General features: G+C 41.5%; 25 protein-coding genes. 18 read left to right on the top strand and 7 right to left on the bottom strand.

Annotation, left to right across the window (positions count from 1 at the left end; translation table 11 throughout):
- Positions 1–88: 88 nt before the first annotated feature.
- The 7 genes from coxB to P4361_RS14595 all read left to right on the top strand — a co-directional run bounded on the left by coxB (position 89) and on the right by P4361_RS14595 (position 6,906).
- Positions 89–1,105, top strand: coding sequence for a cytochrome c oxidase subunit II (gene coxB, locus P4361_RS14625; protein WP_328090027.1), 1,017 nt, complete (start codon positions 89–91; stop codon positions 1,103–1,105).
- A 35-nt stretch (positions 1,106–1,140) separates the two neighbouring features.
- On the top strand, positions 1,141–2,985 hold the full coding sequence (gene ctaD / locus P4361_RS14620) for a cytochrome c oxidase subunit I (protein WP_053354620.1): 1,845 nt from the start codon (positions 1,141–1,143) through the stop codon (positions 2,983–2,985).
- Complete coding sequence (locus tag P4361_RS14615) at positions 2,985–3,605, top strand: cytochrome c oxidase subunit 3 (RefSeq protein ID WP_248252478.1); 621 nt, start codon at positions 2,985–2,987, stop codon at positions 3,603–3,605. Before ctaD ends, P4361_RS14615 begins: the two co-directional genes overlap by 1 nt.
- Before the next feature lie 3 nt (positions 3,606–3,608).
- Positions 3,609–3,950: a cytochrome C oxidase subunit IV family protein gene (locus P4361_RS14610; protein WP_053354618.1), complete on the top strand. Its 342-nt coding sequence runs from the start codon at positions 3,609–3,611 to the stop codon at positions 3,948–3,950.
- Positions 3,951–4,029: 79 nt separating this feature from the next.
- Positions 4,030–4,884: a cytochrome c oxidase assembly protein gene (locus P4361_RS14605; RefSeq protein WP_256225683.1), complete on the top strand. Its 855-nt coding sequence runs from the start codon at positions 4,030–4,032 to the stop codon at positions 4,882–4,884.
- A gap of 104 nt (positions 4,885–4,988) precedes the next feature.
- On the top strand, positions 4,989–6,176 hold the full coding sequence (locus P4361_RS14600; protein WP_328089852.1) for a GNAT family N-acetyltransferase: 1,188 nt from the start codon (positions 4,989–4,991) through the stop codon (positions 6,174–6,176).
- 13 nt (positions 6,177–6,189) lie between these two features.
- Complete coding sequence (locus P4361_RS14595) at positions 6,190–6,906, top strand: nucleotidyltransferase domain-containing protein (protein WP_328089851.1); 717 nt, start codon at positions 6,190–6,192, stop codon at positions 6,904–6,906.
- A 46-nt stretch (positions 6,907–6,952) separates the two neighbouring features.
- Here P4361_RS14595 and P4361_RS14590 read toward each other — a convergent pair whose 3' ends face one another.
- Positions 6,953–7,300, bottom strand: coding sequence for a YugN family protein (locus tag P4361_RS14590; protein WP_053354614.1), 348 nt, complete (start codon positions 7,298–7,300; stop codon positions 6,953–6,955).
- 168 nt (positions 7,301–7,468) lie between these two features.
- On the opposite strand from P4361_RS14590, the gene P4361_RS14585 reads away from it, so the two are divergent.
- Complete coding sequence (locus tag P4361_RS14585; RefSeq protein ID WP_328089850.1) at positions 7,469–7,897, top strand: CBS domain-containing protein; 429 nt, start codon at positions 7,469–7,471, stop codon at positions 7,895–7,897.
- Positions 7,898–8,012: 115 nt separating this feature from the next.
- On the top strand, positions 8,013–9,041 hold the full coding sequence (locus P4361_RS14580) for a CAP domain-containing protein (RefSeq protein WP_328089849.1): 1,029 nt from the start codon (positions 8,013–8,015) through the stop codon (positions 9,039–9,041).
- Positions 9,042–9,142: 101 nt separating this feature from the next.
- On the opposite strand, the gene P4361_RS14575 is transcribed toward P4361_RS14580, so the two are convergent.
- On the bottom strand, positions 9,143–9,625 hold the full coding sequence (locus P4361_RS14575; protein ID WP_256225687.1) for a PaaI family thioesterase: 483 nt from the start codon (positions 9,623–9,625) through the stop codon (positions 9,143–9,145).
- Positions 9,626–9,808: 183 nt separating this feature from the next.
- Here P4361_RS14575 and ylbD point away from each other — a divergent pair, with 183 nt between their 5' ends.
- The gene (gene ylbD / locus P4361_RS14570) at positions 9,809–10,252 is read left to right on the top strand and encodes a spore coat protein YlbD (RefSeq protein WP_328089848.1); all 444 of its coding nucleotides are present in this window, start codon (positions 9,809–9,811) and stop codon (positions 10,250–10,252) included.
- Between the two features lie 12 nt (positions 10,253–10,264).
- Positions 10,265–10,510 carry a YlbE-like family protein gene (locus tag P4361_RS14565; protein WP_053354609.1) on the top strand — a complete coding sequence of 82 codons (246 nt, stop codon included), beginning with the start codon at positions 10,265–10,267 and terminating at the stop codon, positions 10,508–10,510.
- A 47-nt stretch (positions 10,511–10,557) separates the two neighbouring features.
- Here the strand turns inward: P4361_RS14565 and P4361_RS14560 are convergent, their stop codons facing one another.
- Positions 10,558–11,328, bottom strand: coding sequence for a hypothetical protein (locus tag P4361_RS14560; protein WP_328089847.1), 771 nt, complete (start codon positions 11,326–11,328; stop codon positions 10,558–10,560).
- A gap of 164 nt (positions 11,329–11,492) precedes the next feature.
- On the opposite strand from P4361_RS14560, the gene P4361_RS14555 reads away from it, so the two are divergent.
- Positions 11,493–11,933, top strand: a complete 441-nt coding sequence (locus tag P4361_RS14555; RefSeq protein ID WP_328089846.1) for a YlbF family regulator — start codon at positions 11,493–11,495, stop codon at positions 11,931–11,933.
- A gap of 31 nt (positions 11,934–11,964) precedes the next feature.
- Here P4361_RS14555 and P4361_RS14550 read toward each other — a convergent pair whose 3' ends face one another.
- Entirely contained in the window at positions 11,965–12,285 is a 321-nt protein-coding gene (locus P4361_RS14550; RefSeq protein WP_328089845.1) for a hypothetical protein, read from the bottom strand.
- Positions 12,286–12,377: 92 nt separating this feature from the next.
- On the opposite strand from P4361_RS14550, the gene P4361_RS14545 reads away from it, so the two are divergent.
- Positions 12,378–12,653: a YlbG family protein gene (locus P4361_RS14545; RefSeq protein WP_053354605.1), complete on the top strand. Its 276-nt coding sequence runs from the start codon at positions 12,378–12,380 to the stop codon at positions 12,651–12,653.
- 41 nt (positions 12,654–12,694) lie between these two features.
- Here the strand turns inward: P4361_RS14545 and P4361_RS14540 are convergent, their stop codons facing one another.
- Positions 12,695–13,072, bottom strand: a complete 378-nt coding sequence (locus tag P4361_RS14540; protein WP_328089844.1) for a DUF7147 family protein — start codon at positions 13,070–13,072, stop codon at positions 12,695–12,697.
- A 391-nt stretch (positions 13,073–13,463) separates the two neighbouring features.
- Between P4361_RS14540 and rsmD the strand changes: the two genes are divergently transcribed.
- Positions 13,464–14,021, top strand: a complete 558-nt coding sequence (rsmD, locus tag P4361_RS14535; protein ID WP_062231595.1) for a 16S rRNA (guanine(966)-N(2))-methyltransferase RsmD — start codon at positions 13,464–13,466, stop codon at positions 14,019–14,021.
- A gap of 25 nt (positions 14,022–14,046) precedes the next feature.
- Positions 14,047–14,535: a pantetheine-phosphate adenylyltransferase gene (coaD, locus tag P4361_RS14530; protein WP_256225692.1), complete on the top strand. Its 489-nt coding sequence runs from the start codon at positions 14,047–14,049 to the stop codon at positions 14,533–14,535.
- Here coaD and ylbJ read toward each other — a convergent pair.
- Positions 14,532–15,767 carry a sporulation integral membrane protein YlbJ gene (gene ylbJ, locus P4361_RS14525; RefSeq protein WP_328089843.1) on the bottom strand — a complete coding sequence of 412 codons (1,236 nt, stop codon included), beginning with the start codon at positions 15,765–15,767 and terminating at the stop codon, positions 14,532–14,534. The two genes, coaD and ylbJ, sit on opposite strands and share 4 nt — an antisense overlap.
- Positions 15,768–15,885: 118 nt before the next feature.
- Between ylbJ and P4361_RS14520 the strand changes: the two genes are divergently transcribed.
- Both P4361_RS14520 and P4361_RS14515 read left to right on the top strand, forming a co-directional pair.
- Positions 15,886–16,710, top strand: a complete 825-nt coding sequence (locus P4361_RS14520; protein ID WP_062231601.1) for a patatin-like phospholipase family protein — start codon at positions 15,886–15,888, stop codon at positions 16,708–16,710.
- Positions 16,670–17,713 carry a SepM family pheromone-processing serine protease gene (locus tag P4361_RS14515; protein ID WP_328089842.1) on the top strand — a complete coding sequence of 348 codons (1,044 nt, stop codon included), beginning with the start codon at positions 16,670–16,672 and terminating at the stop codon, positions 17,711–17,713. The genes P4361_RS14520 and P4361_RS14515 overlap by 41 nt, the downstream gene beginning before the upstream one ends.
- Positions 17,714–17,725: 12 nt before the next feature.
- Here the strand turns inward: P4361_RS14515 and P4361_RS14510 are convergent, their stop codons facing one another.
- A complete protein-coding gene (locus tag P4361_RS14510; RefSeq protein WP_328089841.1) occupies positions 17,726–18,967 on the bottom strand; it encodes a nucleotidyltransferase in 1,242 nt (413 codons plus the stop codon).
- Between the two features lie 148 nt (positions 18,968–19,115).
- Between P4361_RS14510 and P4361_RS14505 the strand changes: the two genes are divergently transcribed.
- Complete coding sequence (locus P4361_RS14505; RefSeq protein WP_053354597.1) at positions 19,116–19,637, top strand: YceD family protein; 522 nt, start codon at positions 19,116–19,118, stop codon at positions 19,635–19,637.
- Positions 19,638–19,688 lie beyond the last annotated feature (51 nt).

Here is a 19,688-nt window from a genome sequence, read left to right as displayed (position 1 = left end):
AATGTAAACGGACACATGCCGTTTATGACAAGCAGGTAATAGATTATAGTAGCTGAACTACAACGAGAAAGTGGGGTTTTATGAAGTGATGAGAAATTTGCTGCGTAAAGGGCGAATAATCCCTTTGTTTGCAATGCTGGCGCTTCTGCTGATGGGTTGTGGTGATCCAACACTGTCTGCGCTTATGCCGCAAGGTGAAGTAGCCAACAAACAATACTCATTAATGGTGCTGAGCTTAGCAATTATGATTTTTGTATTGTTGGTCGTTTTTATCATTTATGTATTTGTATTGATCAAATTTAGAAGGCGCAAGGGCGATGACACGATTCCTGAACAGGTAGAAGGAAATCATCTGCTCGAAATTCTGTGGACTGCGATTCCAATTCTTTTACTGATTATTCTTGCAGTTCCGACAGTTATGCAAACTTTTGATTTATCTGCGAAAGATAAACCTAAAAAGAGTGAACTGGCTCTCAAGGTTACAGGCCATCAGTACTGGTGGGAGTTTGAGTATCCTAAAGAAGAGATTATTACTTCTCAGGAACTAGTTCTTCCAGTTAATACCAAAGTGCATGTGGAGCTTTCATCCTCTGATGTCATCCACTCATTCTGGATTCCATCGCTTGCTGGGAAAACAGACACCAATCCTGGTGACGGCAGCAAGAACTACATGTGGATTGAAACAGGAAAGAAAGAACAGATCTATAAAGGGAAATGTGCTGAATTATGCGGTGCTTCTCATGCCCTTATGGATTTCAAAGTAAAAGTCGTTTCAAAAGAAAAATACAAGGCTTGGGTAGATTCATTCAAGAATGCAAGCGGCAATGCTACCGGAAATGCTGCTGAAGGGCAAAAAAACTTTAAAAAGAACTGTATGTCTTGTCATGCGGTAGGCAAAAACGGCGGTAATACCGGACCTAATCTTACTGGTTTTGGTGATAAACAGCGTGTTGCCGGTGTACTTGAGCACAACAAAGCCAACTTGGAAAAATGGATTAAAAATCCTCAAAAAGTAAAACCAGGCAATAACATGCCGAACGTGCCCCTTAATGATGAAGAAGTTGACGCAGTAGCTGACTATCTTCTAAGTCTAAAACTTCAATAGGCAAGAGGAGCGGTTTGTAAAAAGGAGGTAAAAAGGTGTCTACTCATGCAAGTCACAAAAAGAGAAGTGGGCTGATGGACTGGCTCACTACAGTCGATCATAAAAAAATTGGTATTTTATACCTTATTGCAGGGGGATTCTTCTTCATCATTGGAGGAATCGAAGCAATGTTAATGCGAATTCAGTTGATAAAACCGGAAAATGACTTTGTCGCTGCTGAGACGTTTAACCAATTGCTGACGATGCACGGTACTACAATGATTTTCTTTGCGGCCATGCCGTTGATTTTTGCTTTTATGAATGCTGTAGTCCCATTGCAGATCGGGGCAAGGGACGTTGCGTTCCCGTTTGTTAACGCATTAGGATTCTGGCTGTTTTTCTTCGGAGGAGTACTACTGAATTTAAGCTGGCTCTTAGGAGGAGCTCCAGACGCTGGTTGGACGGCTTATGCGCCTCTTTCAACAACGTCCGGGGGACCGGGGGTGGACTTTTATGTACTGGGAATTCAGATCTCGGGGATAGGAACCCTTATAGGCGGAATTAACTTCCTGGTAACAATCATCAACATGCGTGCTCCTGGTATGACATTTATGCGCATGCCGTTGTTTACCTGGACAGCATTCGTTACATCAGGTTTGATTCTATTTGCATTCCCTCCATTAACTATTGGTTTATTTATGTTATCTTTTGACAGAGTTTTTGATGCAAACTTTTTCAACCCGGACAATGGCGGTAATATTTTGATTTGGGAGCATATTTTCTGGATCTTCGGACACCCTGAAGTTTATATCCTCATCTTGCCTTCATTTGGTGCGATCAGTGAGGTTGTTGCGACCTTCTCAAGAAAGCGTCTTTTCGGATACAGCGCCATGGTGTTCGCGACCGTATTGATCGGTTTCTTAGGATTCATGGTATGGGTCCACCATATGTTTACGGTCGGCCTTGGACCTGTAGCTAACTCTATTTTTGCCGTAGCAACTATGGCTATCGCTGTTCCTACAGGTGTTAAGATCTTTAACTGGCTTTTCACGATGTGGGGCGGGAAAATCGTATTCTCAACAGCCATGCTTTGGGCGGTTGGATTTATCCCGACATTCGTAATGGGTGGGGTAACAGGTGTTATGCTTGCCATTCCTTCAGCTGACTACCAATTCCATGACAGCTATTTTGTAGTAGCCCATTTCCATTATGTAATTGTGGGTGGCGTAATACTTGGTCTTTTTGCAGGCCTATACTATTGGTATCCTAGAATGTTTAACAGGGTTTTGAATGAAACTCTTGGGAAAATTCATTTCTGGACGTTCTTTATCGGCTTCCACCTTACATTCTTCCCTCAGCATTTCTTGGGCCTCATGGGTATGCCGCGCCGGGTATTTACATACCTTTCCGGCCAGGACCTGGATCAATTAAACTTTATCAGTTCAATCGGTGCCTTCTTAATGGCAATCGGTACGATTGTATTATTAATTAACATTATCATCTCAGCTTCAAAAAAATATGCACCTTCTTCCGATCCTTGGAATGGAAGAACGCTGGAGTGGGCCATTCCGTATCCTACACCTGAATATAACTTTGCACAAACACCATTAGTTCGGGGACTTGATGCCTTTTGGATTGAAAAAGCAGCTGGGAATAAGGGCATGACGCCTGCAGAACCAGTCGGGGATATCCACATGCCTAATCCATCCATCCTCCCGCTCTTTATGTCAATCGGGCTTTTTAGCGCAGCGTTAGGATTAATTTATAACACTATAACTGTAACAATCATTGGAATAATCGCCACGTTTATTTGCATGTTCTTACGTTCAATTATTGACGACCATGGCTTCCATATTCACAAAGAAGAAGTGGAAGACGATTTAAAGGGGGTTAAAGAATAATGCACGCGGATGAACGATTAAATGATGCTAACTTTCCGAAACATCCCGAAAAAGCCACCCTTGAAGGCAAAAATAAATTTTTAGGATTTTGGCTGTTCTTAGGTGGAGAGACCGTTTTGTTCGCAACATTGTTCGGAACGTACTTAGGCCTTCGCCATATGAATATGGATGGCCCAACTACTGAAGAACTATTCAAGCTTCCAACCGTATTCCTGGCTACCATGCTCCTGCTAACAAGCTCTTTAACAAGCGTATATGCGGTACTTGCATTAAAGCAAAACCGCGTAAAAAGCTTGCAAGGATGGTTTTTTGTAACCTTACTCTTGGGTCTTTGCTTTCTTGGCCTGGAAGTATATGAATTTAATGAATATGTCCATGAAGGGCATACTTTTACAAGCAGTGCTTTTGGTTCTGCCTTCTATACCCTTGTAGGATTCCATGGAGGCCACGTAGCTTTCGGCTGTTTATGGATCATTACATTGCTAGTACGCAACTGGAATCGCGGAATTACGCTTGTAAACGCACCAAAGTATTATTTATTTGCCCTCTATTGGCACTTTGTTGACGTCGTTTGGGTATTCATTTTCACTGTTGTGTATCTTATGGGGAAGGTGGGTTAAGAGATGGCTAATCATAGCAACCCTGAAACCAATGTTCACCGCAGCGAGGCACTGCAGCGTAAATTGGCGTTTAAAGAAGAGAGGAAACACCATAATGTTTCTTTCATTATGATGATCCTTTTAACACTGATTGCGTTCTACGCCATTTGGAGTGATAAAGTAGCTGATTCTTTTGCGGTACTATTTATTCTCGTACTTGCTGTTGTTCAAGTATTTTTTCAATTGTATATCTGGATGCATTTAAGTCATAAGGGACATGATTTCCCGCTTTGGGGAATGATGTGCGGAATCCTTGTTGCTGCCATTACGGTTGTTGGTATTGCAGGAATGATCTGGACTTCTTAAATGGAAAATGGCTGCTTAAAGCAGCCATTTTTCATAAATATTGAACATCCCTGCTTTCCGTGGGAAAGGAGTTTATATAATGGACCATAACATGAGTCATGAAAAAATCAGTGATTTTGGTTTTTACAGCCTTTACCGGCCGGATATTTTCATCCTAATTTTGATCATTGGCATTTTATATTTTAAATATTACGGCAACAAAAACTCGGCTTTAAAAACAACAAAGCTGCAAAAGTTCTTCTTTTCAGCAGGTCTTGTATTTTTGTATATTTCCAAAGGCAGTCCTTTAAATGTCATCGGCCATCATTATTTATTCAGCGTGCATATGATTGAAATGGCAGTAAGCTATCTTGTGGTGCCGCCGCTTATGATCCTCGGTATGCCGCATGGTTTGTATTTGAAATGGTTTAGCCTTCAGAACTCACTGATGAACATCGTCCGCTTTTTAACAAAACCGCTCATTGCGATCTTAGTCTTTATTACGCTGTTTTCCATTTACCATATGCCAGTCGTCTTTGACGCAGTCATGGCAAATGGATTTGTTGCTTTTCTCAGCCATACCATCTTGTTTATCACGGCATTTACGATGTGGTGGCCAGTTCTTTGTCCGATTGAAGAATTGAATTCATTGTCTGATTTACAGAAGGTTGGATATGTATTCGCAAGCGGTGTTTTACTGACGCCAGCCTGTGCATTGATCATGTTTGCCGGCCATCTGCTCTATTCAACGTATGCTCATGCGCCAGAACTGGTATCGTTTCTTCCTCCATTAGAAGACCAGATGACCGGAGGAATTGTTATGAAAATTCTTCAGGAAGTGGTTTACGGAGTAGTGCTTGGACACATTTTTTATAAGTGGGTAAAAAGAGAACGGGCGAAAGACAAAGAAGATTTAGCACTGATCAAAATGAGTGCTGCTGCAAATCATTCATAAAGACAATAAGTTAACCGGCAGCCGGTTAACTTTTTTTTTTGAAAAAAAAGAGTTGTACCGTATAATGTCGAACTAGTTGTTAGAGAGAAAAAGGAGGAAAACCAGTGATTAGAAACCTTCAAAAGGAAGAACTGATGCATTCTCTTGAGCTTTCACAGTATGCATTCAGATATTCATTAACAAAAGAAGATATAGAAAAGAGACTTCGAAATCTCGATCCTGCAAGCGTTTACGGTACGTTTGGTGAAAATGGCCAGCTGCTGGCTAAACTGCATTTGCTTCCGTTTGATGCTTATTTAGGGGGAAAATCCGTAAAAATGGGCGGTTTGGCTGGAGTAGCGACCTGGCCTGAGAACAGAAGAAAGGGACTGGTCAGGCAGCTGCTCAGACATTCATTGGAAGTGATGAATAACACGGGTACTAATCTATCCATGCTTCATCCGTTTTCAGTAAAGTTTTACCGGAGTTTTGGATGGGAACTAACGTGTGATTACAAAAAATATAAAATACATAAAACCCAATTTCCGCCCTTTCATGAGGTGAGCGGCAGAGTAGAACGACTATCTGGAGACAGTTCACCTATACTGTCTCCAATATATGAGAGATTCTCAGAACGCTATAACGGCTCATTGAAGCGAAACGAAGTGTGGTGGAATAATAATGTGCTTTCAAACTCGAAAATAGCACTCTACAGGCAAAGCAACAACGAGGGTGCAGGTTATATCCTTTATTCAATAAAAGAAAAAGTAATGGAGATCGAAGAGTTTGTTGCACTGGACAGAGAAAGCTGGGAAGGGCTTTGGAACTTTATAAGGAATCATGATTCGATGATTAACGAAGTCACCATTGTAGCTCCCCCTGATGATGAAACGGGATTTTATTTGGATGATCCTAAGATTCATCAGGAGCAGCACAGTTATTTTATGGCGAGAGTTGTAAACGTTCTTGAGGCTCTAAGAGAATATCCATTTAACAAGATTCCAGGTGAAACGTTGTTTCTCCACGTGAAAGATGACTTCGCTGAATGGAATACAGGTACCTATTCCGTTACAGCAGATGGGATACAGCCAAGTGTGAATTTCTTTCCTGCTAAGGAAGGAGAATCTTCATGCCAAATGGCGCCTAAACGTGGAATTTCCCTTGGAATAAAGGAACTGACGGCTATTCTCTTTAACTATAAACAACCTAAAAGCCTGCTGAATCATGGGAGAATATCCGGGAGGGAAGAAGATATCGCTTTATTTGAATCACTGCTCCCAAAAAACACACCATTTATCTACGACTTTTTTTAAGGAGAATGAAATAATGTCAAATAGAGATTCGGCCGTTGAGGCTGCCAAAAAGTTTATTGATCAATTCTTTCCTTCTGGAGAAGTTGTATTTCTAGCGGGGAGTATCGTTAGAGGGGAAGGTACCGAAAGCTCTGATCTCGACATTGTGATTTTTGATGCCTTGGCAGATCATTCGTTTAGAAAATCGTACCTGGAGTTTGGATGGCCAATTGAAGCATTCGTTCACAGCTTTCAGTCTTATAAAGTTTTTTTTAAGGAAAACAGAGACAGAGCAAGACCCTCACTTCCACAGATGTGCGCAGAAGGGATCATTCTGAAAGACAACGGACAGGCAGCTGCCATCAAAAATGAATCTCTGGCTTTGTTAAAAAGAGGCCCGTCACCGTGGAAGTCCAAAGAAGTGGATTCTGCCCGCTATGAGATCACAAACCTGCTTGATGATCTGGAAGGGTCGAGTAATCCATCTGAAGATCTTTTCATTGTTTCAAAATTGGCGTACATGATCCATGAATTTATCCTCCGTGTAAATAGCTGCTGGATTGGTGAAGGGAAATGGATGGTAAGGGCGTTAAAAGAATTTGATGAGGAGTTTGCACTACGTTTTGTTCAGGTGTTCGATGAGTATTATAAAGCAAGAGAGAAACAGCAGGTGATTGGCTTTGCAGATGATGTGCTTGAGCCATACGGAGGAAGGCTGTTTGAAGGATATGCAATAGGAAAAAGAGAATAAAGGAAAAACCCTTTCCGACGGGAAAGGGTTTTTTGCCGGAAGGGCATTATTTGATTTCTTCTATCACTTGATTAATAAGTTTTTTGCAATGATCTGTAATTGTTTTAGGAAACTCCTCATCATATTCAACACCGTGCGGATAATAGTGTTTTCCAAGGTAAGGATCCGATAGTTCAATCTTTGCATGAGAGCTCTCAACTTCGCCCTCTGCCACACGGCATGGAAAACGCAAGTAATATACGTCACCATTCGTCATATCTTCAAATTTATAATCGTATGTAATTCTTTCATAATCCCACTGTCCTGCACGGATGATTCCATGGTTATGCATAATATGTTCAAGAATTGAAAATTGGACAACTTGACCCTTCAGGCCGCTTTCTTCAAATAACATTTCCTTAACCTCCCACTGTTCATGTAAACCTTTACTTATCTATGATAGTATGAATGCTTTAAAGATGCAATCGTTGTCATAATATTTCCCCTTTATTGAATGGGCGTATAGAATGCCTTCAGAAGTAAACACTAATCTCGATAAAAATTGAGTATGGAGGAATCTTTAATGAAAACAATACGTGACATTATGACAACGAACGTGGATGCTTGTTCACCACAGGACAGCATCTATGAAATTGCTGTAAAAATGAAACAGGATGATGTAGGGGTCATTCCAGTATGTGAAGGAAAGAAACTCCTCGGAGTCATCACGGACAGAGATATCGTCATCAGGGCAGTTGCAGAGAAGAAACAGGGTTCAACGAAGGTAACGGATGTCATGAGCAGTGAACTCGTAACAGGGAGCCCGGACATGAACATAGAGGAAGCTTCCGATCTCATGTCAAAGGATCAGATACGCCGCTTGCCAATCGTAGAGAACAGCAATTTAGTTGGAATTGTTTCCCTTGGTGACATCGCTGTGCATAAAGAAACAGACTCTAAAGCAGGTGCGGCACTAAGTGAGATTTCGGAACAAAGAGATCAGCTTCAGTAAAATTGCAAATACCCTAAATGAAAGCACCTTGTAGAAGGTGCTTTTTAATTTATAGACAAATTCCACAATTGTGAAGTACAGTTATGAAAGGTATGTTTTGAAGGGAGAACCACTTTTGAAGAAAACAGCAATCCTAACGCTTTTTGCAATTCTCGTTATCTCGTTCTTTTTGGACAGTTGTGATCAGAGTTCTTATCCTACTCCTGAGAGACAGGAGAAACATAAAATCCCTCAGGAGAGTATTCAAACATTAAGCATCGAAAAATCGACCGTGGCTAATTTTGTAGGTAAAAGCAATAACTATCTGACCAAACGGCTTGGCCCCCCGGACCGGATCGAACCATCAGCTTACGGATATGACTGGTATGTTTACTCAAGTTCCGAGAACCAGTATATGCAGGCTGGAATCAAGGATAATAAAGTGGTAACCGTCTTTGTGGCAGGGGACGGAGTGCCGATCAAACCGTTCAAGATCGGCCAGTCCGTAACGTCACTTCTAAAAGAGATTCCTGTTAAGAGTGAGGTTACCGTTAATAAAACCGATGATTTCTTTCGTTTCGAGCTATCGGAAGATGAAATGAATACCCGTCCTCTTATTCCATTTCATGATATTTATGCTCAGCTTTATTTTGATAAATTTACTCAAGAGCTTTCCAGCATCAGGTATCTGGATAAAGAAACATTGCTCATGCAAAGACCCTATTCTGTCGTATACAGAGGCAGCTTGGAGAAACAGCCTGTATTCTCCGAAAAGTTGAAGAGAAAAATTGAAAAAGGACAAGAACAGCAGATTCTGGATATTACCAATGTCATTCGCTTAAAACATGGGTTAGCTCCTTTAGAAAAGGATAGCAAGACAGCAAAAGTGGCCTATAACCACAGTAAAGAAATGGAAGAGCTTAATTATTTTTCGCATACGTCACCCACGTCAGGTGACTTGGCCGAACGGCTAGAAGCGGGAAAAGTGAAGTACACACAGGCCGGTGAAAATATTGCAGCAAAATATACAGATGGACCGGCTGCAGTAGAGGGATGGCTCAACAGCCAGGGCCACCGGGAAGCGCTTTTAAATAAAAACTATACTAGATTGGGTGTGGGGGTTTATGGGAGCAATTATACACAAAATTTTATAAAGCCAAGATAAGCAGTCAGGGGAGGTCAGATGATCTCCCTTATTTTTTTTGAAACACAAAAAACGTGTTGCTGTGTTAGAGCTCCAGCGCTTGTCGGACCTAAGCAGGCCGCTTACGCCTTTCTTACAATAAAAAACGTGCCGGTCGAGACGGCGATTAATTGGTTTTGGTCACCGTAAACTTTTGATTCTGTAACGATGACTTTTTTTCCACGGTTTAGCACCTCTGCTTCACAGCGAAGAAAGCTTCCTGTTCCGGGAGAAGTAAAGTTTACTTTCATTTCAACGGTAACAGCTGCTGATCCTTCAGAAAGCGTCTGGTTGGCTGCTGTTCCCATAGCGGTGTCCATTAAAGTTGAAGTGAGCCCGCCATGCACTATTCCTATTGTGTTGCTTAATAATGGAGTGATTGGCACAGTGATTTCCAATTTATGATCATTAATGATGTTCAGCTTCATATCCATTAAGCTTGAAATATAAGTAGAGTGGGTGTGTTCCCTTTTATTTTTTAAGCTTTTTATGATGCCTGACAGCACATTTCTCTCTTCTTCTGAGGCTTCTGTTATGAAAGACTCCATCTCTTTATACAATTCCATTTTTTTATTTCCTCTCTCTGTCTAGTTGCAACACCTGCTGCTCTTCAATTTTGACACAAAAAACAAAGGTAAACAACGATGTTTAAAGCAGCACAAGGAAAAATAGGCGCACCATTTTATAGGCGGAACTGTATCATGTAATAGGTGAATTGTAGTCGTTGAAGGACAGCCGGGGGTGAGAAGATGAAAAAGGACGTTGAGGCATTCCGAATATTTGTTCAGAAACATCCTAAGCTGATAAGTGAAGTCCGTTCAAATAATCGTACGTGGAGGGATGTCTATGAAGATTGGTATTTCCTTGGGGCAAATCATGAAAGCTGGAAGGCTTTTAAGGCCGAAAAGGATCAGGATACATTAAAAACCGATCATTTCAGGGGACTGAAGGAAAGAAAACAGAAACAGGAATCGGAATCGGCTGAAGAACATTCTAAAAAAGAAATTACAGTCGGAGATGTTTTTTCCATGTTTCGAGACATCAATGTCAGTGAAATTCAGCAGCATATTGTCCAATTCAGCGGTGCGATAGAAGGCATTCATCAGTTGCTGAAGCAGTTCCAGGGCAGCAAATCAGTTCAGGGCCCGCCGTCAAATTCAAAGGATAGTTATTTTTCAGTATTTAAAGACTAAGGGGTGTGACGGATGAGAAGGGAAATTATTGACTATTTAAATACTAGACCAGACCTTAAGTTTTTTATTCGGGAGCAACCTAGATGGTATCGGGATCTATCGAGAAATCCCCTTCTGCTGGAAGTGATGGAAAGTGAAGCGAATGTGTTTTTTGGGAGGACATTTGGCCAGCGGATTGATAAGTTCCACAATCAAGTGAAAACAGTGGGATTGATGATTGATTTTCTGAGCATGATGGGAAAAGGAGAAGACCTATAGGCCTGCTATAGGCTTCTCTTTTCACCATAATAAAGGGCATACTTTGCTTACCGGTCCATCTCAGCTGCTGTAAGATATTCATGAATTTTTTTCTCTGGAGATACGGCAAGGTGGTTAAAGGCCTGGTTTCCGAAAAGCACATTAAACTCTAGAATATAAAAACGGCCGTTCGCCGCAACGATATCAAAGCCTGCATGGTTGATATTGAGTCCTTGAGCAACACGAAGGACAAGCTCTAATGCTCCAGCAGGAATGTTATCGAATGAGAGGGTTCCGCCCTGGCTTACGTTATTATGAAAGCCGTTGCTGCCTATGCGCCAATAACTTCCAATAATCTCATTTCCAACTACGCATACGCGAAGATCACGGTCAATCGGAAGGTATTCCTGTATATAGAAAACATCGTTTGCTTTTGCATATTCTTCGAATTCTTGTTCGTTATGAATAAGAAATACGCCTTTCCCCATTGAATTACGAATCTCCTTGGCAACAAAAGGAAAAGGAAAAGTCTCCAGAACCTTGCGCTTGTTCTCATTGGAATGTCCTAGAATCTCAGTGTATGGAAGATTTTCTGGGCAAACCGTCCATAACGCACGTGTCATCTCCATTTTGCTAAACCCAAGCTGAATACTTTCGATGCTCGGAAATATTTTTTTCTTCATTCCATATACCAACGAGTTAACCTGCCAGTTTTCCGGAAAAAGAAGGACATCTGCTGCTTTTATTTTATCAAGCTCTTTGAACATGTTGTCAGGCTTTACATACTGTATGCCAGGGATTCCAATCGTTCTAAAAGGGTTAAACGTTACAAGTTTCATTGCGGTCCTCGCTCTCAAAGTCTTTCAAACGAGAGTATTATACTTTTTTTTATAAGAAGGAGTCAATGTTATGGAGGCGGTTTTTCTTTTATCTCATAATAATTTCGGCTATAATAATAAGATGAAGGTAGAAAGTATAAGTAATCACTGCAGGGAGTGAGAGGATGCTGGGATTAGTGCTGGATTTTGAATTGCTGGATGAATCCTATTCTCTCGGAAAGATGATAGCTGAATCAGAAGCTGCCATACAATACCGAGTGTGTAAATATAAACTTGAACAAGACGCAAATGCTCAGAAGCTCATCAATGAGTTCAACAAAACAAAAGAGCTGTATGAGGAAGTACAGCGTTTTGGAAAGTATCATCCAGATTATAAAACCGTATCAACAAAGGTGAGGGTTTTAAAAAGGGAACTCGATTTTAATGAGACCATAGCCGGTTTCAAAAAAGCGGAGAAAGAATTGGAAAGCCTGTTAAACGAATGCAGTTCCCTTATAGCGGGAAGCGTTTCAGAGCACATCAAAGTGCCGACAGGCAACCCATTCTTTGATTCAAAAAGCTGCAGCGGCGGTTGCGGAAGCGGAGGCGGATGCAGCTGCGGTTAAGGGCTCTCGAAACAGAGCTCTTATTTTTCTTTTATCTATGATAGCGGATACAATCTACACAAAGGTTGCCGCAGCAGAACATCTTTTGTTGAGGAACGAGAAATCGGAACCGGTATACATATAAATGAGAATCTGTCCTGAAATAGGATATTTCTGCGTTCAGCCTTTTGCCCTTCATGGCTTGGATTGATCGAAGTTTTATCTCTTCCTCTATTTTCGTTCTGTCTGCTGATCCATCTGTTTTAATATAAAGAAACGGTATACCGGTGATGAGTTTTTTTTCTGCAGAATCGATAAAGGAAGTCTTCCGTACGGCCTCGAGGAAGCCATTCCAAATGATGTCAAGGTTCATAGGGGAAACTCCTTTTCTTAAATGGGATTAAATTGCAGACTGATAATAATCATGCTAGACTAAAAAAAATGATGGTGTTAAAGGAGTAATTTATGATTGGAAACCGAATGGGGCTTGCGGTTTATTTGCATTCACTGAAATTTTCAAAGCAGCTGAGGAGATATGGAAATGTACATTATATTTCAAAACGGTTGAAATATGCTGTTATATATTGTGATGCAGCAAAAATTGATGATGTTGCCGGCAAACTGGAATCTCTTCATTTTGTGAAAGAAGTGAAACGATCTCATAAACATGAGATCAAAACAGAATATGAAAGCAAGATCCCGGATAAAGCAAAAGAATATGATTACAAGATGGGATTATAAAAGACGATGACCCGAAAGAAGGATTGGGTCATCTTTTTATTTTATAACAATGGCGGAATTAGATAATTTAAACGCAAAATGCCGGTCAAATAGTGAAAATACAGTTCTTTTTCTTCGAAGTCTCCTGAAGGTTTCACGTCAAAGGTGATGATTTTCTTCTCCAGTTTCCGGGAGAGCCCTTCAAAAAGCTGATATCGCTTTGAATCTGCCGGAATCCCTTCCCGGCATATGTATAAAGGCTGGAATTTTCCTTCATCTGCGGGATGCAGTACTACGATGAATGAGGCTTTTTGAATCCCGTTGATTTCAGTTCTTAGACAGAGCAGCTGACTGAGTCTCTTTTTGTTCGTTTTGGCGATTTCCATTAGTTCATAAATATCTGAATAACCTTCTCCGAGTTCAATAAAACGCTGAATCATAGGATGCGTTGATCCCCCTTTCTTTCTTTGACTTTAGCACACAAGGCTGAGGCTGAAAAGGGAGGGGAGCTTTTTATGAATCAAAAAAAACCCGCAGAACATCTGCGGGTTGCCCAAGGATAGGTAAAAACACTTTTTACTATCTTTAAGGCGATGGGAGAGGAGAAACCGGAGGAAGAACTTATGGGGAAGTAAGTCTTCTCCGCGGTTGGCAACAACATCATTAGGGATGTTGTTAGGATTAGTATAGCCCTTGTCTAATTTTCTATACTTTAGGCTTGTAAAATAACTTGACAGTTTCTGTTTATTCTAAAAAAAGTGTGATAGGATAATGTTGAATAAGAGCTGGAAGCAGCCATTAATCGTAAATTGATATGTAAGGTGTGGAAAAATGAGAGTTATTTCAGGTGAATGCAAGGGCAGGCCTTTGAAAGCTGTTCCGGGACAGTCAACACGCCCCACAACAGATAAAATCAAAGAGTCACTTTTTAATATTATCGGCCCTTATTTTGATGGCGGAATTGGACTGGACTTATACGGCGGCAGTGGAGGGCTCGGAATAGAGGCTCTTAGCCGGGGAATGGATAAGATGATCTTTGTGGACCGTGACATAAAGGCAGCAGAGACGATTAAGAATAATATTAAAGCATGCCGTTATGAAGAAAAGACAGAAGTTTATAGAATAGAATCACAGCGAGCCTTAAAGGCACTGAAAAAAAGGGAGTTTCAATTTGACCTTGTGCTTCTTGATCCGCCTTATGCGAAACAGCGGATTGCTGACGACATAACAAAACTTGATGAATATGGCTTATTAAGCAAGGGAGTTCAGGTTGTAGCTGAACACGATCCTGGTGTGCTCCTTCCTTCATCGATCGGAAGTCTTGAAAGAGTGAGAGAAGAGACTTACGGAAGTACTAAGCTTTCTTTATATTTACGCAGAGAAGAGTAAATACATTGGACAAGAGGTGGAGAGCATGCCGAATATAGCAGTTTGTTCTGGGAGTTTTGACCCAGTCACACTTGGACATTTGGATATTATCAAACGAGGCGCAAAGGTTTTTGATGAGGTTATCGTTGTAGTAGCGAAAAATCAGAGCAAAAGCCCATTATTTTCTGTAGAAGAACGGTTAGGCCTGCTACAGGAAGTGACAGGTGAACTTCCAAATGTCCGGATCGATTCATTCAGCGGACTTTTGATCGATTATGTTAAAAGCGTAGGAGCAAGCGTCATACTTAGGGGGCTCCGGGCAGTATCGGATTTTGAATATGAAATGCAGATTGCATCCATCAACAAAAAGCTGAACGAAGAAGTAGAAACGTTTTTTATGATGACAAACAATCAGTATTCCTTCTTAAGCTCAAGTATCGTTAAAGAGGCAGCTAAATACCATGCATCTGTAGAGGGACTCGTTCCCCCCGCCGTACAGGACGCCTTAAAACAAAAGTTCAGTTCCCCCCTTTAATGAAAACGGGGGTTTTTTTTGTTGAGCGAATGCTTAAGACCCCAGATCAATATAGAAAGAATAAGAGCAGCAAGTGTCATATATGAACCTGCTTTTATAAAGAAGTGCCAATATTCATCCCAAGGGTACATCATCAATTGGTTCTGTGCCCAAACAGTTATTGATGTTTTGGAATGACTGTAAAGAAACAAGGGAAAGAACAGCGCTGCTAGTACAGAAGCATACAGACCGTGCAAAAGCCTGGCGAAAAAGAACGGTTTGAAGCGAATGTCCGTATCAGCAAGAATGCTGGCAACCTGAGCCTGAACAGAAAAGCCGCTGAAGGCGAGAATGAAACTGACAATAATGCATTGCTGTAAAAGCATGCTTGTGCTTTCGCTGGCGAGCTTGCTGCCGAGAGTGATCTCAAATAAGCCCGTTATGAGCGGATAGCTGAGGACGCCTGAAATAGAGAGGATCGAAAGAAATTTTTCAAGCAGGTGTGCAAAGACAGGCGTTATCGCCAACAGGCTTAAAACCTTATTGATCACTGAAAACAAGATGATAAATCCTCCGATCATCAGAAGTGTACTGGTAGATGATTGAACAGCATCTCCTAACAGCTTTCCGATGGGCCGGCCGTCAGCCAGCCGGGCCTGATGCATTTTTTGCAGAGCGCTTAACGGCTTGAACCTTGTTAAAAAGCGGTTCGAATCTTCCCCTTTCATCATTTTCTTCCCGTGGAATCTCATGGTGAGGCCGACAAGAATGTTTCCTGCATAGTGGCTTAAGGCCAAAACGATACCGAGAGACGGATTGTTAAAAAAACCGACAGCCACTGCTCCAAAGATAAACAGCGGGTTCGAACAGTTCGTAAAAGAAACGAGTCTCTCTGCTTCAATCGTAGTGATTTCTTTTTGCTGCCACAGTCTGGCCGTAAGTTTGGCTCCAGCCGGAAAACCGGATGAAAGCCCCATTGCCCAGACGAATCCCCCAGAACCGGGAACCTTGAACAAAGGACGCATTAAAGGCTCAAACAGCACGCCAAAAAAATGAACAACACCAAACCCGATCAAGATTTCGGAAAGGATAAAAAAGGGTAAAAGAGAAGGGAAAACAACTTCCCACCACATCTCTAAACCGTCCAGCGATGCCGTAAACGCCGCTTTTGGAAAGATCATAACCGCAGCAGCGAGCGTGATCGCGGCTATAGAGAGTACGATAGATTTATAAAAATTCCATTTCACTTTCATCCCCCGTTTCATCAAGTGAGACTAAAGAGCCATCCCTTGTCCATCTATATATTTATACGTATAGGCAAGTTAATTAGACCATATCTTAAAAAGGACAAAAGGTTAGGAGGAGTCTGTAATGCAGAGGCCGATCATCGGTTTGGCACTAGGGTCAGGTGGAGCTAGGGGCTTTGCACATATAGGAGTAATCAAGGCACTCCGTGAAGCGGAAATACCGATTGATATGATCGCGGGAAGCAGTATGGGTGCCCTAGTCGGAGCTATGGTTGGAATGGGGCATAATAATGAGAATCTCATAAAAATGGCAACTTTATTTAAAAGAAAGTATTATATGGATTATACAGTTCCTAAAATGGGGTTTGTTTCAGGAAAAAAAATAAAAGAACTGGTCCGCCTGCTCACACAAAATAAAAAGATTGAAGACACCATCATCCCGCTTTCCATTGTTGCTACTGATTTGATCAAAGGTGAAAAAATTGTTTTTAGAAAAGGCCCGATTGCCGAGGCGGTCAGGGCAAGCATTTCCATTCCTGGCATTTTTGTACCTGAAAAAATAGGCGGCAGGCTGCTCGTTGACGGAGGAGTGATCGAAAGAGTGCCGGCTGCTGTTGTAAGGGAAATGGGAGCAGATATTGTGATCGCTGTAGATATCTCTCATTTTAAAGCTCAGCCGGAGATGGCTTCCATTCTGGATGTTATTGTCCAAAGCATTGATATCATGCAAAGAGAAATTGTCCGCTATCATGAGATCTCAGCTGATATTATGATCAGGCCGATGGTCGAACAATATAGCTCGACAGCTTTTAAGAATGTAAGTGAGATCATCTTAATTGGAGAAGAAGCTGGGAAAAGTAAAATTGAGATGATTAAAAGCAGAATTGAGAAATGGAAGGAGAACAATCATGAAAGACCATCAAAACCCCCGGAGATCGAGCCGGATTAGTAAATTATCACTTCTTGGGGTGATCGTGCTGGCGCTGGTCATCGCACTGTATCCACTGCCTTATTATGTGACATCACCGGGAAGTGCCAATGAACTGGCACCCATTATTCATGTGAAAGACGGCGATAAAGAAAAGGGAAGCTTTATGCTGACCACCGTACGGATCGGAAAAGCAAATATCCCTCAATATTTATATGCAAAAGTAAGCGATTACCGTGAACTTCTGCCGGCAAATGAAGTTCGTTCTGACGATGAAACAGATGAAGAATACAACCAGCGGCAGCTTCAGATGATGCAGGATTCTCAGCACGCAGCTACAGTAGTAGCTTACCGGAAAGCTGGAAAAAATGTAAAAATCATCAGCAAAGGTGTCTATGTCACCGGAATTATTTCAGGTATGCCTGCAGAAGGAAAGCTAAAAGTCGGGGATGAGATTACGGAATTAGAAGGAAAACCGGTAAAAACAACAGAAGAGCTGCTAAAAAAATTGGCAGGGAAAAAAGCGGGAGACAAAGTGCAATTAAAAGTCCTCAGAGGCAAAAAGACATTTGCGAAAACCGTAGCACTTGCTAAATTCCCTAAAAAACTCAGCCAGAATAATGAAAAAAGAGCGGGCATCGGCATTACATATCCTGTAACAGATGTAGAGATTAAAGTTGATCCGCCGATCTACATAAAAACAAGTGAAATCGGCGGCCCTTCAGCAGGTTTGATGTTTTCTCTGGAAATCTTAAATCAGCTGACAAAAGGCGATATGACGAAGGGACACAAGATTGCGGGAACAGGAACGATTAATATTAATGAGGAAGTCGGGCCGATCGGCGGCATTCAGCAGAAGATTGTGGCAGCGGACAAAGCAGGTGCTGAAATCTTTTTTGCACCTGTCAGTGCCGACAATTACAAAGATGCTGTAAAAGCAGCGAAAGATATTAAAACGGATATGAAGATCATACCAGTTAAAAAAATGGATGACGCAATCAACTACCTGAACAAATTAAAATAAAATAGCAAAGGCCTATAGAAAGAGGCCCTTGCTTCTGTCAAAGCGTAAGGGAGGAGTACTATACTCTTCCTTTATTTTTTTGGAAAGAACCGCTTGCGGATATCCGGCATAATAAATGGACGAGACACGCTGATCCAGCTCCAGCATAGGGTGACTGTACTGTGAGACTGTGGTTACAATTGGTACAGTGACCTCTTTTTTGCGCATTCTTAAGTACCTCTGCCCCTCACTGCTCATTCCCAGAATGCGTATGTAAGGAGGCCCTTTGCGAACCCATTCTGCAGCTGTTTCTTTTTTAATATTGTGCAGGATATGAAGGCACATCCGCTGAAGCCTTGTCCATGTATAGCGTTTGGTTTTTAAGGCAGCCATAAACTCATGAAAATTATTTGCGCCTGAGATAACTGAACGGAGGCGGTGCTCCAAGCCCTCTTCTGTTTCATACAGCTCACTTAACTGTTCTGGTGTTGATGAGAGCAGTTTATACCGGAGGATTGGATATAATGACTCCCATGTAGTGAATTGTCCTGTTTCCTGAAGGTGACTCTCTAGTATATCCCGTGTATAATCTGGAACCGCTTCCTTAATTTCGTTGGTGCTTATATTTTCAGATTCAAATAAAGTCTTTCTTATGGCGGTTGCACTTGCAATTTTATGTGCAGTGATTTGATCTTCGTGATAGGCGGCCCCGATCCGTTTAATGGTATTAGGCTTGATGGGGAACTCCTGATCGAGGATTGCTTTTACATATTCAATGCCTAAAATATTATTGGGCTTGGCCAGATCGAGGGTATTGCTGCTTAACATAAGTGAATCGGCCGCAAGGGAAGAAGCCTTCGGAAATGAATACCCTTGTTTTATAAACGATTGAAAAGATTGATCATATAGAGTTTTATTCTTCTCCAGTTCTGAAATTGTATGGTAGAATGAATCCATGTTTCCTGATTCACTGCCAAAGCAGATAGCATCAACACCCATTTCATTTAAAAGAAAGACACTGGATTGTGCAAAAATAGGTGCAGGTGATACGGCGAACAGATAGGGTAGTTCAATAACAAGGTCAGCGCCTCCCATAAGGGCCGTTCTTGACCGGTCCCATTTCGAGAGGATGGCGGGTTCACCGCGCTGCAGGAAATTCCCGCTCATAACGGCAACAATTATGTCACTCTCTGATTGTTTTTTTGATTGTTGCAAATGATAAGAATGTCCATTATGGAAAGGGTTATATTCGACGATGATTCCACAGGCTTTCACGGATTAACCTCCTTTTTGAATAAACATAGTACTTTTTCTAGTTTAACGTTAATCGCCGCTTCTTTAAAGAACATGCTGTAAAGATATTATGTTGACATTTCTCTTTATGGCCGATATAATTATTACTGTTGCCTTGAGGTGAAAATAGATGAATTGGTCACTACAGGAATTAAAAAACTTTTATCGAAAACCGCTTGAATTTGATGAGTATGTTGATGCAAGTGAACTTAAATCGCTTGATAAGGAAATTCGCGATATACCGCCTGTTCATGTTAGCGGACATGCCGATGTTACTCAGCAGAAAGCCACCTTTTACCTGAAAATTCAGGGAGAAATGGTCCTTCCCTGCTCAAACACATTGGCAGATGTCCATTTTCCATTTTCGATAAAGACAACCGAAATTTTTCTTCTGGATCCTTCATATACGGTACCGGCTGAAGAGGAGAACCTTCACACGGTAGAAGGGCATTTCCTTGATCTGATGCCTTATATACAAGAGCATATTCTGCTTGAAAAGCCGATCAAAGTGGTAGCCGGACCTGATGTTAAGGATAAGAAGGCTCCGCCTGAAGGAGAAGGATGGCAGGTCGTTACTGAGGAAGACCGCAAGAAGAAGATTGATCCTAGACTTGCGGATCTTGCCAAGTTTTTTGACAAAGACAAATCGTAAAATTGGAAAATCTGATGTATGTTTCAGACAAAACCAATACCCCATTTTAAG

Source organism: Fictibacillus sp. B-59209, from assembly GCF_036216745.1.
Classification (GTDB): Bacteria; Bacillota; Bacilli; order Bacillales; family Fictibacillaceae; genus Fictibacillus_C; species Fictibacillus_C marinisediminis.
Note: the sequence above shows the minus strand (reverse complement) of the source record. Positions and strands in the feature narration are given on the sequence as shown.